A 13,803-nucleotide genomic window follows, 5' to 3' on the forward strand; every position below is an offset into this window, starting at 1 on the left:
GTTTGTTACCTCGAAGATATTTTGAAGGTAATTGAAAATGTAATTATATTAGAATGGTTCAACAAACAAATTAATGTAGCTCGAAAGCGGCTATTAGTTTTATTGAAAAAAATATAATATGATTATCAGAAAAAACGAACACTGGTTCCGGATGCTGTTCATGTGGAAAGGATCGGTACTGCCGAAACTTTTATCACGACTGTTATTGCTGTTTGCGTTATCTGTAATTGTTGTTTTTGCTAAAGGAATTCTCTTTCATTATAAAATACCACTTAATCCTGCTCCGTTTACACTGTTTGGCATTGCTTTAGCACTTTTTCTGGGATTCAGAAATAACGCCAGCTACGATCGTTTTTGGGAAGCCCGTAAACTTTGGGGGGCCTTACTTAACGATACCCGTTCTTTAGCAAGGCAGGCCATAGCTTTAAGTGGCTATCTGCCCAATTCTACCGAGATAGAAACCTTTGTTAATTACCTGGTGGCTTTTACCTATGCGCTTAAACACCAGTTGAGGCATACAGATGCCAGCGACGATCTGCAAAAAAGGCTGCCCCCGGATATTTACCCCGATGTAAAAAGCGCTATTTATAAGCCGGTTATGTTAATGAAGCAAATGGCTATTTGGGTAAAAAAAGCCAAAGAACAAGGTAAAATAGATTCCATTCAGCAAGTGGCGTTTGATGAAAATTTGGGCAGACTATCTGATATTGTCGGCGGCTGCGAAAGGATAGCATCTACGCCCATACCTTATACTTACAGGATCCTGTTACATCGTACAGTTTATATTTACTGTTTTTTGCTTCCTTTTGGATTTGTAGATAGTTTGGGCTGGTTTACACCACTTATCGTAATTTTTATAGCTTACACCTTTGTTGCGCTGGAAGCCATTGCCGATGAAATTGAAGAACCTTTTGGGGTGGAACCTAACGATCTGGCTTTAAACGCGATGAGCTTGATGATTGAAACTACCTTGCTGGAGATGATTGGAAAGCCGTTGCCTGAAAAACCAGTTAATCAAGGCTCTATTATCGACTGATGCCAATGTTAAACATTAAATATGGTGTTTTGATGCGGAATACTGATTGGAAGAGAAAAGATATCAACGGGAATGATCTTTCGGATAACTCCCGTTGATATTAACTGTTAAGCTATTGTAATTCAGTGTTAGAGGCCGATCGGTTGAGCTTTTTTGGGTGGATGCGTTTGATGGATCACCTGGTGTACTTCAGTTCTTGATTTTCCCGGAGGCGCCAAAACAAGATTTGTTTTTGATAATGCCTGCCACAGCGTTCTATTTTGAAATGCAATGGTGCCTCCACCGCGTTTCTTTTGCGACACCATGCGGTTGATATCGCCAACGCAAACCCATGGGCTGTGCAATGTGATCCCCCATTTGGCATGGTCATGGGTTTCGGGCCAGGCCCAATGTACGCCCAGAGCAGCTAAATTGATGTATTTGATGTCAAAGGTTTTGTGGATACCGTCGCTATCGGCCTGGGGTGGGATAGGTCCCCTGATCCATGTTTCAACATCCATGTCATCTCCCAGCGCAGGCCCTACTAAGTCATTCCAAAAATCATCATCCCATTGTTTATTCTTGGCAATCACCTTGAAAGGCATACCGCCGATGGATGTCAGTTCAAGCACATCACTCTTTTTGGGAGGTTTGGGGTTTAATGGTTGTGTTAATATATAAAGAGGATCGGTAGTGGGGAGGTCTGCGGTATGATTATAATAAACCTGCGGCTCCTGGTGGTCTGCCATTTGCGTGGCTATTTTCCTGCAGGTGTCAATATCCAATGATATACACAAATAGGTTTGCCCATATTGAGGAGTCGGGTCTGCCTTTGCACCAGGGTCATTAAATTTTGGCCATGAATGCAGTATCCAAAACCCGGTATTTGTTTCCGTATCAAAAGCGATCGCGCCTTTAGTGTGCCCTTTATTGCCATCATCTGTCTTGCCCACACTTTCAGGCATCTCGTCGTTGTACATGATCCACCCCGTCTTTCCTGTTGGCGCTGCAAAGCTGTCAAGCACCGATTTGAGTGTAAGATTAAGTGCGCCGTTGCCGCTGTTAAGAACATTCGGCGATTTAGTAACGTTCCTTTGTTTCAGATCAGGATTTGCATCAATCTTTGAGTCATAATAAACGTATTCGTAACCTGTGGCGCTATCGCTACCTGCACCAGGGCCAAGCTGTGGAACTTTGTAAATAAACCACCAATCTACCGGATTGCCGGTTTCGTCAAGTGCTGAAATTTTCATAACTATCTGGGATTAAGTTGTTAATGCCATAAAGTTATATATATATTTAAATATTTTTTTATTTTTAAATAAGGTGGTTTCCGATTAGTACGAGGCGAAATTCAAACGCGGCCAACTTATTAAATTAACGGCTTTTTTAAATGTGCGGAAGGAGGGACTACAATAGAACACCCTGAAGATATTTTGAATGTCATTAAGAAAATAATTAAGTTTGAGAAACATCAGGGTTATAAAGAATAATGACATACTACTACAACTTAGAATGGCTTACCGATAAATTTGACCAGGGTGAAATACTGAAATTCTTATTTTTCTGGGGACACTCAAATACATTAAAAGAACAAGTTGGAAAATTTTGTTTTAGCCAATGGTTTGAACTAACATTTACAGTTGATGGCATAAATTATCAAACTGCAGAGCATTGGATGATGGCTAATAAAGCCCTTTTATTTAACGATATAAATACTTATCAAAAAATAATCAGTGCCAAAAGCCCTGGTGAAGCAAAAGAATTGGGAAGACAGATATTAGGATTTGATGAGCAGATTTGGGCCACAAACCGATATGCTATTGTTGTAAATGGTAACATTCATAAGTTTAACCAACATCCTCAATTTGCTGATTTTTTGATAAATACAAAAGACCGGATATTGGTTGAAGCAAGCCCGATCGATAAAATATGGGGCATTGGTTTATCTAAAGATACTGAGCACATTGATAATCCCTATTTTTGGAACGGCCAAAACTTACTGGGTTTTGCATTGATGGAGGTAAGAGATTTTCTCACAAAGTTTGACTGCTTTGATTATATAAAAAGCACGGTGACTCCGCCATGTAAATCGTATCCTGAGATTGACCCACACGATTTATTTTGGCGTATGGGAAATGGTGAAGATATGATACATCAGTTTGGGGAATATTATGATACGCTTTCTGAAAGAGATCAGATTATTTTCAGGCTATCCAATCCAATACCGTATAAATGGAATAATTTCTACGATTCATAACTCAATTATTTAAAACAAAAAAGCCGCCAACTTATTAAGTTAACGGCTTTTTAAACTGTTGTGCGGAAGAAGGGACTCGAACCCCCACGCCTCGCGGCGCCAGATCCTAAGTCTGGTGCGGCTACCAATTACGCCACTTCCGCATTAGGATTTTAACAGGTCGCAAAGATAGCGTTTTAAGATAAACTATAAAATATAATTTTAGTTTTTTATCTATCTGCCTCATTTCTTTGCTATTAATTTAATTGAAGGTGTTTATTAAGTATGTAACATACATCATCAAGGGCTAATGTTTATTCACTTTAAAGGTAAATTGCGAAATTTTTTCTTCAAACCCTTCTGCAGCACGGTAAAAATCCAGGGAATGTTTATCCTCTTCATTGGCATCAACAAATATTTCGCGTATATAATTTTGTCCTCCCCACGCTTTTATAGCCTGAAGTAATTTATTACCAATACCCAGCCTGTGCAAGTTGGGGGCAACTGCAATATCATAAATAAAAAGGTCGGTATATTCTGAGTAGTACATCGGTAGTTCATAAGCCGTTAAACCACCTATTACTTTGTTTTTATAGATTGCTGCAAGACAAATAAATTCATGCTTCCGCAGCAGTGTTTTTAAATAAGATGGTTTGGCGGGTATCAGATCGTTAGCTTCAAAAATATCCTTAAATAGCTGGATAAGCTGTTCTGCAATCATCACATCATCAGATCCAAGTCGCCGGATAATAAGATCATCTATATTAAATTCCATCATAAAATAATTAAGTTAATTGGTAATTAAATCTAAGGATTTTTGAGTGTTAAAAAATCAAATTATTAATTCCATGAACAATTTCAAAACTCACTTGTAATATTCAAATATCAAGAACCTTCGGCTATGACTAATACAGTAAACTATTATATTAAAAAAGACAACGGTACAACAATAAATATCATTATTGAACCTGTGCTAACCCAGGCCGCAAATAATCATCTTAACTTTACAGGTGTGTATGCCTTATATAAAGGTAACGACCATGGCGAAGCCCGCCTGTTAGAGATGCAGGAAATAGCCCCCGAAATTGGGGAAAGCTACCCTTTGGTTGATGATGCAAAGAATCCGGATTTTTTGGGCAGGCTAACTTATAATAGCAATAAGTTGAAATGGGAATACACAGGCGGTTCGTTATCGCCGAATGAACAGCATCAAATTGTTGAGTTTATACAAAACGCAAAATAATCCATAAATTTGCCTGCTCATTTTAAATAAAGACTATTGTACTCCCGCGATCAGGCATCACAAATTAAACAGGCATTCTGGACGGCCTTTGGCCAATACATTGCTCCGCATCCGTCAGCAGAGGGTTTAAAAATAAACTGGATAAACTATAAAACGGGCATAAAGCACCTTAGCTTTAAGATGCAGGCCGATAACCGTTCAGCTTTTATCGCCATTGAGATCGCTCATCCTGATACCGGCATCCAGGAATTGGTATTTGAACAGTTTAAAGAGCTCAAAGCTGTACTCAATTCAAGTATTGAGGAGGAGTGGGACTGGCAATTACACACTACCGATGAAAATAATAAAACCGTAAGCCGCATTATTAAAACCTTACCCAACGTAAGTGTTTTTAACCAAAAAGACTGGCCCGCGCTTATCTCATTCTTCAAGCCCCGCATTATTGCCCTTGATGATTTCTGGAGCACAGCAAATTACAGCTTTGATATATTCAAGTGATGTGCAGATTTCAGATGTGCAGATGTGAGAATTGTCTGAACCAGAATTTTTAGAATTAAAGAATTAACAGAATTTGCTTTCATAATCTGCACATCTGAAATTTGCATATCTGCACATTAATCCTTCATCTGCTCATCTAAAATCTGCCCATCTTTCTACAATTCGTATCAATTAATCGTCTATTTGACGCTTTTTTTTAAAACCGTTTATTAATTGAAAAGAAAAGCAAATATTTACCGATAATAATTATATATCTACATTATAAATCTTACTAAAACACATGAAAAGGTTTCCATTAACCGTATTTTTTGCACTTATTGTTTTTTTAGCAAGGGCGCAGGATACTCAAGCCCCGGCTTATCCACTGATAACACATAATCCTTACTTTAGTATCTGGTCATTTTCTGATAAATTAAATGAATCAACTACCAGGCACTGGACAGGTAAAAATCAATCATTACTTGGCTTGATAAAAGTTGACGGTGATGTGTATCGTTTCATGGGTAAAGAGCCGGCAACCTATAAAACTGTTGTTCCTGCTGCCGACGAAAAACCATACATCTGTAAATACACAGAAACCCAACCAACACAAAATTGGGCTGATACAAAATTTGATGACACCGCCTGGAAAACCGGCACCGCGCCCTTCAGTGATGATAAAGCAATGGGCAATACCATTTGGAAGGGCCGGGATATTTGGGTAAGGAGAACCTTTACTTTTCATAAAACTGCTATTAATAAGCTTTATCTTAAGCTACATCATGATGATGAGGCGGAAGTGTATCTGAATGGCGAAAAAATAAATGTGAGCAGCGGCGCTAATGGCGATCTGCAGATGATCACCCTTAAGGATGATGTAGTTGAAAAATTAAAGGAGGGCGAAAATGTACTTGCTTTGCATTGTACCAACACAGGCGGAGGCGGAGCGCTTGATGCCGGCTTTGCTGATGAGCTAAAGCCAACAGATCATGCTGAGCTGCAGGCTGCAAAACAAACCGGAGTTACCATCAATGCAACACAAACCATTTATTACTTTAAATGTGGTGATGTGGATCTGAAGGTTACATTCACATCGCCTTTATTGATGAACAACTTAGCTTTATTGTCAAGGCCGGTATCTTATATTACTTATAGCGTAAAATCAAGTACTGGTAAAGCGCATAATGTGGAGGTTTATTTTGGCGCATCAACTGATGTTGCCCGCAATACACCAAACCAGGCGATGACCACTCAAAAATATGCAACGAGTACTTTGTCTATTTTAAAAGCCGGTACCGTTGAGCAGCCTATCCTGCAAAAAAGGGGAGATGATTTGAGGATAGACTGGGGATATATGTATGTGGCGGTTCCCAAAACATTTGGTGCTCTGCAATATGTAAGCACCGAAAGTGAAGGGGTTAATTCATTTTTTAAAGGTGATGGTAAATCAACTGCAAAAGAGGGTACCAACCTGGTTTTAAATACCGTACTATCTCTTGGCATGGTTGGTAAAACTGCTGTAAGTAAATTTATTGAGCTGGGTTATGATGATATTACCCCGGTACAGTATTTTCATGCCAATTTAAAACCATGGTGGAAAACCGCTCAAATTAAAACCATTGAGCAGGCCTTAGCCAAAGCCGCAGTTGATTATCCAGCGGTGTTAAAAAGCTGCACTGCCTTTAACAGTTCGGTATATAATGATGCCGAAAAAGCTGGTGGCGACAAATATGCAAAGCTATGTGTGCTGGCTTATCGCCAGGCCATATCAGCGCATACGTTAGTAAAAAGCCCGCAGGGCGAGATCCTGTTTTTATCTAAAGAAAACTTTAGTAATGGATCAATCAATACCGTGGATGTAACATACCCATCTGCGCCTTTGTTCCTGATTTATAACCCAAGCCTGATGGAAGGGATGCTGAATGGAATTTTCTACTTTAGTGAAACCGGGAAGTTTCCTCATGATTTTGCCGCACATGATCTGGGTACTTATCCTATAGCCAACGGGCAAACTTATGGTGAAGGTATGCCGGTTGAGGAATCGGGCAATATGCTGGCGCTTACTGCTGCCATAGTTAAAGCCAATGGCAACAACCCGGCTTATGCCAAAAAACATTGGAAGGTGTTAACAGATTGGGCCAATTACCTGAGTCGTGAAGGACTTGATCCCGCTAATCAGCTTTGCACCGATGACTTTGCGGGTCACCTTGCACGCAATGCTAACTTATCTGCTAAAGCAATTGTGGGTATCGGTTGCTATGCCCACCTTGCCGATCTGTTAGGTGAAAAAGCAGTGGCTGCTAAATACCAGGCTATGGCTAAAGAAATGGTAACTAAATGGATGAAAATGGCCGATGCAGGTGATCATTATTCATTGGTGTTTGATAAACCTGAAACCTGGAGCCAGAAATACAATATCGTTTGGGATAAGATTTTAGGATTAAACCTTTTCCCGCAATCTGTTTACGATCGTGAGATCAAATTTTATCTGACCAAACAAAATGAATTTGGTTTGCCTTTAGATAGTCGAAAAACCTACACTAAAAGCGACTGGATCCTTTGGACTGCTACTTTAGCCAAAAATCAGGACGATTTTAAGACTCTTGCTGCTCCTATATATAAATACGCGATGGAAACACCGACCCATGTACCATTAAGCGACTGGCACGAAACCACCGACGGCAAGCAGGTAGGTTTCCAGGCGCGCAGTGTGGTAGGGGGCTATTTTATAAAGCTGCTACAGGAAAAATGGAGACCTGATGTTAAGTAGAGTTAGGGAATAGAATAAATATTGAAGAGTCAAGAATTAAGATACAAGAATTAAGACCGAATCTTGTATCCTCATGTCATTGAGAGGGCAGCGCGGCAATCGTGAACTGTGCAGAATGCTTGCATAGTTCACGATTGCTGCGTACCTCTCAATGACATTTTTTTTGCAAGGGCAATGTGTCTTGTCTCTTGATTCTTATATCTTGATTCTTGACTCTTATTATTCGCTCTTGTATGTTAAATCTTTTTCTATACTTTTATTGTGTCAATGGAAACCAAAAACAACAAGAAAACCATCCGTGCCTGGGCTTTTTTCGATTGGGCCAACTCGGCCTATAACCTGGTCATCACTTCAACAATTTTCCCGGCCTATTATGTAGCTATCACCTCAAATGCTAAAAATGGCGATAGGGTAATGTTTTTCGGTAAAAGCTTTATTAATACGGCATTATCAAATTACGCGCTGGCAGTTGCTTACATGATAATGGTTTTACTGTTACCCATACTATCTTCAATTGCAGATTATAGGGGCAACAAAAAGATTTTTATGCAATTTTTTACGTGGCTGGGCTCCATGTCATGCTGCGGGCTGTTTTTCTTCGGACCCAATAACCTGGAGTTTGGAATAATTTGTTTTGCGCTTGCGGCTATCGGTTATAGCGGAGGTTTTGTTTTTTACAATTCTTATTTGCCAGAAATTGCTACCATTGATATGCAGGATAAAGTAAGCGCTAAAGGATTTACTTACGGATATATCGGGAGTGTTATTTTACAGATAATATGTCTTGTTTTTGTGCTTTCGCCTAAAACCTTTGGATTAACCAGCGGTGGCGCAGCACAGCTTTCATTTCTTCTGGTTGGTATCTGGTGGATAGGTTTTGCATATATTCCTTTCATCGTATTGCCAAAAGGTAGTCCCAATGCAGAAACCCACCAACACAACATTATTAAAGGCGGTTTTATCGAATTAGCTAAGGTTTGGGCTAAGGTTAAAACCATGCCCTTGTTAAAGCGATTTTTACCCGCATTTTTCTTTTATTCTATGGGGGTGCAAACTATTATGCTGGTTGCCGCCGGCTTTGGCGCCAAAGTGCTAAAGATGGAAACAAGCGGTTTGATAGAAATTATCCTGATCATACAAATAGTTGCCATAGGCGGTGCTACACTAATGTCGCGCTTGTCGGCTATTTATGGTAACGTAAAAGTTTTAATATTGGTGGTAATTATTTGGGTAGCGGCATGTATAGCGGCGTATTTTGTAACCACCATTCCGCAATTTTATGGGCTTGCTATTATTGTTGGCTTAATTATGGGAGGTATTCAGTCTATGTCACGTTCCACTTATTCTAAATATTTACCCGAGAATATACCGGATACTGCCTCTTTCTTCAGTTTTTATGACGTTACCGAAAAACTGGCGATAGTAGGAGGTATGTTCAGTTTTGCTTTTATAGAAGAGATAACCGGTAGCATGCGCAATTCGACACTGGCATTATGCGGTTTTTTTATTATTGGATTAATATTATTGTTTTCTTTGTTAAAAGCTGAAAAAAGCATTCAAAAAAATGCTGACTTTAGCGCCGAATAATTTGTGCCGATGAAGATAGAGCTGTTTGTACCATGTTTTGTAGATCAATTATTTCCTGATACTGCTTTTAATACCGTAAAGGTATTGGAAAAGGCGGGCTGCAAAGTGAGTTTTAACCCAAACCAAACCTGCTGTGGTCAACCGGCGTTTAATGCTGGTTTTTGGGATGATGCAAAAGCCATTGGGAGTAAATTTTTGAATGATTTTTCGGAAGATAGTGTTATTGTTACGCCCTCGGCATCATGTACCGGCATGGTGAAAAATTATTATAATGATCTGTTTACCAATACCGCGGTACATAACAAATGCCGGGCAATACAGGGAAATATCTATGAATTATCAGATTTTCTGGTAAATATCCTTCAATTTGATTACTTCGGTGCTGAATTGGATGGTAAGGCTGTTTATCATGATAGCTGTGCCGCCCTGCGCGAGTGCAAGATAAGAAACGAGCCACGCCAGCTGCTTTCTAAAGTACTGGGTTTAGAATTGCTCGAACTAAAAGATAATGAAACCTGCTGCGGTTTCGGCGGAACATTTGCCGTTAAATTCGAGGCTATTTCAACTGCAATGGCGCAGCAAAAAGTTGATAACGCATTGGCCGCAGGCGCCGAATACATTATTTCAACAGATGCCTCTTGCCTGATGCACCTGCAAAGCTATATTGATAAAAACAGTCTGCCTATAAAAACTATCCACCTGGCCGATGTATTAGCCTTAGGGTGGGGGAATGTTTGATGGATATCTCTTTACTCGTGTCGTTTATTAAATTTAGCGAGGCAATACCTCTCCGTTAAAACTTAATGTTTCATTCCAGTACGTCTTAATGTGGTGTAAATCAGCATCTGGATTAACTTTTTGAAGACAGCCATTTTCATCAACAAATAGTCCGGAATAATATGAACTATCTCCACATCTCACTGTATCTCTTTTTTGATGAGAGTGCACTGCAACAAGCCAGAAAATGGGATCTTCCTTGTCCAGGCGGGATTTAGCTTCGCTATATACCAAATCCCATTCTTTTCCCACTTTTGACAACAGGAATTTAAATAGAGGCGTATAATCATAACCAAAACGACCACTAATCATGGGGCCGTGAGGTGTATCATCTTTCAAAAAAGCCTTCGTATGTCGTTGGTACCTAAATTCGCCACCTGTAACAACGTTGTACTTATTATTTAAAGAAACTTTATTTTCCTTTCTGTATAATGGTTCTTTTTTTCCTCTCATATTTGGCTATTCAATCAAATATATTGTTTTAAAATTGTTAAAACCAGTTTGCATTCAAATCCGAAATCGAACATTCGCAATCTGAAATCAAAAATAAAATCCTATTTTTGCACCTCAAATAAATGATCACTCCCGTAGGTGATCACAAAACGTAATTTTATTAAAATTTAAATCATAGTTGTAGATGATTAGTATTACACTTCCAGATGGTTCCGTTCGTGAATACGATAAAGGAATTACTTCTATGCAGATCGCGCAGTCGATCTCCGAAGGATTAGCACGCAATGTATTAGCAGCCGAAGTTGATGGCCAGGTTTGGGACGCAAGTCGCCCAATTGAGCAGGATTCGCACGTTAAACTTTTAACCTGGAACGATGCTTTAGGTAAATCAACTTTCTGGCATTCATCAGCCCACTTATTAGCAGAGGCTTTAGAGGCCCTTTACCCGGGTACTAAGTTTGGTATCGGCCCCGCTATTGAAACAGGCTTTTATTACGATGTTGACTTTGGCGATCGTGAATTTTCATCAGATGAGTTCAAGAAGATTGAAGACAAGGTTATTGAGCTTGCCAAAACCAAGGCCGAGTACATTCGTAAACCGGTTAGCAAGGCAGATGCTATCGAGTACTTTACCGAAAAAGATGATGAGTACAAACTGGATCTGATCAAGGATCTTCCGGATGGCGCTATCACTTTTTATACACAAGGAAACTTTACCGATCTGTGCCGTGGGCCTCATATCCCCAACACAGGGTTCATAAAAGCTGTAAAGCTGATGAGTGTTGCCGGGGCCTACTGGCGCGGTGATGAAACACGCAGGCAGCTTACCCGTATTTACGGTGTTACATTCCCTAAAGCCAGCGAGCTTACAGAATACCTGCATATGATCGAAGAGGCTAAAAAGCGCGATCACAGGAAATTGGGTAAGGAATTGGAATTGTTTGCTTTTTCGGAAAAAGTGGGCATGGGTTTACCATTATGGTTGCCTAAAGGAACAGCCTTACGTGAGCGTTTGCAAAACTTCCTTCAAAAAGCACAAGTAAAAGCTGGTTACGAGCAGGTAATTACACCACACATCGGTCATAAAAATCTGTATGTAACATCTGGCCACTATGAGAAATATGGCGCCGATTCATTTCAGCCTATAAAAACCCCGCAGGAGGGAGAGGAGTTCTTTTTAAAACCAATGAACTGCCCGCACCACTGCGAGATATATAAAACAAAACCACGCTCGTACAAAGATCTTCCTGTTCGTTTGGCTGAGTTTGGTACCGTATACCGTTATGAACAAAGCGGCGAGCTGCACGGCTTAACTCGTGTACGCGGCTTTACACAGGATGATGCACACTTGTTTTGTCGCCCGGACCAGGTGAAGGATGAGTTTAAAAAAGTAATCGACCTTGTACTATATGTATTTAAGGCGCTTGGTTTTGATAACTATACTGCGCAGGTTTCCTTACGTGATCCTGAAAACAAAGCCAAATACATCGGTACTGATGAAAACTGGGCTTTGGCAGAATCCGCTATTATTGAGGCTGCTGCTGAAAAGGGTTTGACCACCGTTGTTGAATTGGGTGAGGCTGCATTTTATGGCCCTAAGCTTGATTTTATGGTGAGGGATGCCCTTGGTCGTAAATGGCAATTGGGAACCATACAGGTTGATTATAACCTGCCTGAGCGTTTTGAACTGGAATACACTGGTAGTGATAATTTAAAACATCGCCCGGTAATGATTCACAGGGCGCCGTTTGGCTCTATGGAACGCTTCATCGCAGTATTAATTGAGCATTGCGCAGGTAATTTCCCATTGTGGTTATCTCCGGAGCAATTTATTATTCTTCCGATATCAGAAAAATACGAGGAATATGCAAAAAAACTTTCTGATGTGTTAAAAGATTCCGATATTTGCGGGCTGATTGATTTCAGAGACGAGAAGATAGGGCGTAAAATACGCGATGCTGAAGTCAAAAAGATCCCTTATATGTTGATTGTGGGCGAAAAGGAAGCTGCCGAAGGCATGGTTTCTGTTAGGAAACATGGTCAGGGTGACTTGGGAAGTATGAGCATAGAAGATTTTAAAGAACAAATAATTAAAGAAATAAAAGTATAACTTGGCATTAAACAAACCTTTCAATAGAGGACCAAGGCTTCCTTTTAAGAAAAAAGAAGCTGAACACAACATCAACCAATTCATTAGGGCTCAGGAAGTTCGCCTTGTAGGTGACAACGTAGAGCAAGGAATTTTTTCATTAAGAGATGCCCTTGCTATAGCGCAAGAGCAGGAATTAGATCTTGTTGAAATATCTCCGAACGCTGTACCGCCGGTTTGTAAAGTAACTGACTATAACAAGTTTATTTACGAGCAAAAGAAAAAGCTTAAGGAGATAAAAAGTAATGCCAAGCAAACTGTTATTAAAGAGATTCGCTTTGGCCCGAACACTGATGATCATGACTTTGAATTTAAATTAAAGCATGCTATTAAATTTTTGGAAGCCGGCGAAAAAGTAAGGGCTTACGTACACTTTAAGGGCCGCGCAATTGTTTACAAAGAGCAGGGTGAGATATTACTGCTTCGTTTTGCACAGGCATTGGAAGATGTAGGTAAAGTTGAACAACTACCAAAGCTAGAAGGTAAAAGGATGTTTTTAACCCTTGCACCCAAAGCTGCAAAAAAATAATTTCAGATGTACTGATGTGTAATTTCAGAGTTATACATCAGTACTATCTTATATAAAGGTATTTACAGATCTGCAGGGTTGCACATTTGTAAGTTAAACAAACAATTAAATAATAGTTATGCCAAAAATGAAAACCAATTCCAGTGCAAAAAAGCGTTTTAAGCTTACTGGAACCGGTAAAATCACACGGAAGAATGCTTTCAAAAGCCACATCTTAACTAAGATGTCGACTAAACGTAAGCGTAACCTTGGTCATACCAGCTTAGTATCTAAAGCTGATATGGGAAATGTTAAACGTATGCTTTGCATCGGAAAGTAATTCACAATTTTTTTAACCAGGTATTAGAGTTTTAAGTTCGGCTTTAAAGGCAGGCACTCACTACCAAAATCAAACAACATGCCACGTTCAGTTAACGCAGTAGCGTCGAGAAGACGCAGAAAAAGGATCATGAACCTCGCCAAAGGTTATTGGGGTTCACGCAGCAAGGTTTATACCGTTGCAAAAAATACAGTTGAAAAAGGTTTACAGTACGCTTATCGTGACCGTAAAACCAAGAAAAGAGA

General features: G+C 39.8%; 14 protein-coding genes and 1 tRNA gene. 11 read left to right on the plus strand and 4 right to left on the minus strand.

Annotation, left to right across the window (positions count from 1 at the left end):
- Positions 1-118: 118 nt before the first annotated feature.
- The gene (locus tag Q0R88_RS21820) at positions 119-1,036 is read left to right on the plus strand and encodes a bestrophin family ion channel (protein ID WP_295720417.1); all 918 of its coding nucleotides are present in this window, start codon (positions 119-121) and stop codon (positions 1,034-1,036) included.
- A gap of 128 nt (positions 1,037-1,164) precedes the next feature.
- On the opposite strand, the gene Q0R88_RS21825 is transcribed toward Q0R88_RS21820, so the two are convergent.
- Positions 1,165-2,268, minus strand: coding sequence for a deoxyribonuclease II family protein (locus tag Q0R88_RS21825; protein WP_295720420.1), 1,104 nt, complete (start codon positions 2,266-2,268; stop codon positions 1,165-1,167).
- 239 nt (positions 2,269-2,507) lie between these two features.
- Between Q0R88_RS21825 and Q0R88_RS21830 the strand changes: the two genes are divergently transcribed.
- Positions 2,508-3,275, plus strand: a complete 768-nt coding sequence (locus Q0R88_RS21830) for an NADAR family protein (protein WP_295720423.1) — start codon at positions 2,508-2,510, stop codon at positions 3,273-3,275.
- A 61-nt stretch (positions 3,276-3,336) separates the two neighbouring features.
- On the opposite strand, the gene Q0R88_RS21835 is transcribed toward Q0R88_RS21830, so the two are convergent.
- Both Q0R88_RS21835 and Q0R88_RS21840 read right to left on the minus strand, forming a co-directional pair.
- A tRNA-Leu gene (locus tag Q0R88_RS21835) sits at positions 3,337-3,418 on the minus strand.
- A 143-nt stretch (positions 3,419-3,561) separates the two neighbouring features.
- Positions 3,562-4,032 (minus strand): GNAT family N-acetyltransferase, encoded by a 471-nt coding sequence (locus Q0R88_RS21840; RefSeq protein WP_295720426.1) that lies wholly within the window; start codon positions 4,030-4,032, stop codon positions 3,562-3,564.
- Positions 4,033-4,155: 123 nt separating this feature from the next.
- Here Q0R88_RS21840 and Q0R88_RS21845 point away from each other — a divergent pair, with 123 nt between their 5' ends.
- The 5 genes from Q0R88_RS21845 (at position 4,156) to Q0R88_RS21865 (ending at position 10,069) form a co-directional block, all read left to right on the plus strand.
- The gene (locus Q0R88_RS21845) at positions 4,156-4,497 is read left to right on the plus strand and encodes a hypothetical protein (protein ID WP_295720430.1); all 342 of its coding nucleotides are present in this window, start codon (positions 4,156-4,158) and stop codon (positions 4,495-4,497) included.
- Between the two features lie 36 nt (positions 4,498-4,533).
- Positions 4,534-4,995, plus strand: a complete 462-nt coding sequence (locus tag Q0R88_RS21850) for a DUF4268 domain-containing protein (RefSeq protein WP_295720432.1) — start codon at positions 4,534-4,536, stop codon at positions 4,993-4,995.
- A gap of 280 nt (positions 4,996-5,275) precedes the next feature.
- Positions 5,276-7,744, plus strand: a complete 2,469-nt coding sequence (locus Q0R88_RS21855; protein ID WP_295720434.1) for a DUF4965 domain-containing protein — start codon at positions 5,276-5,278, stop codon at positions 7,742-7,744.
- Between the two features lie 267 nt (positions 7,745-8,011).
- Entirely contained in the window at positions 8,012-9,331 is a 1,320-nt protein-coding gene (locus Q0R88_RS21860; protein WP_295720437.1) for an MFS transporter, read from the plus strand.
- 9 nt (positions 9,332-9,340) lie between these two features.
- Complete coding sequence (locus Q0R88_RS21865) at positions 9,341-10,069, plus strand: (Fe-S)-binding protein (protein WP_295720439.1); 729 nt, start codon at positions 9,341-9,343, stop codon at positions 10,067-10,069.
- Between the two features lie 33 nt (positions 10,070-10,102).
- Here the strand turns inward: Q0R88_RS21865 and Q0R88_RS21870 are convergent, their stop codons facing one another.
- Positions 10,103-10,561, minus strand: coding sequence for a hypothetical protein (locus Q0R88_RS21870; protein WP_295720441.1), 459 nt, complete (start codon positions 10,559-10,561; stop codon positions 10,103-10,105).
- A gap of 184 nt (positions 10,562-10,745) precedes the next feature.
- Between Q0R88_RS21870 and thrS the strand changes: the two genes are divergently transcribed.
- The 4 genes from thrS to Q0R88_RS21890 form a co-directional block, all read left to right on the plus strand.
- Positions 10,746-12,671, plus strand: a complete 1,926-nt coding sequence (gene thrS, locus Q0R88_RS21875) for a threonine--tRNA ligase (protein WP_295720443.1) — start codon at positions 10,746-10,748, stop codon at positions 12,669-12,671.
- A 1-nt stretch (position 12,672) separates the two neighbouring features.
- Positions 12,673-13,239: a translation initiation factor IF-3 gene (gene infC, locus Q0R88_RS21880; protein WP_090647343.1), complete on the plus strand. Its 567-nt coding sequence runs from the start codon at positions 12,673-12,675 to the stop codon at positions 13,237-13,239.
- A 118-nt stretch (positions 13,240-13,357) separates the two neighbouring features.
- Complete coding sequence (gene rpmI / locus Q0R88_RS21885; RefSeq protein WP_295720451.1) at positions 13,358-13,558, plus strand: 50S ribosomal protein L35; 201 nt, start codon at positions 13,358-13,360, stop codon at positions 13,556-13,558.
- A gap of 78 nt (positions 13,559-13,636) precedes the next feature.
- On the plus strand, positions 13,637-13,803 hold a 167-nt coding region (locus Q0R88_RS21890; RefSeq protein ID WP_295720457.1), incomplete at its 3' end, for a 50S ribosomal protein L20.

This window comes from Mucilaginibacter sp. (assembly GCF_025362475.1).
GTDB lineage: Bacteria > Bacteroidota > Bacteroidia > Sphingobacteriales > Sphingobacteriaceae > Mucilaginibacter.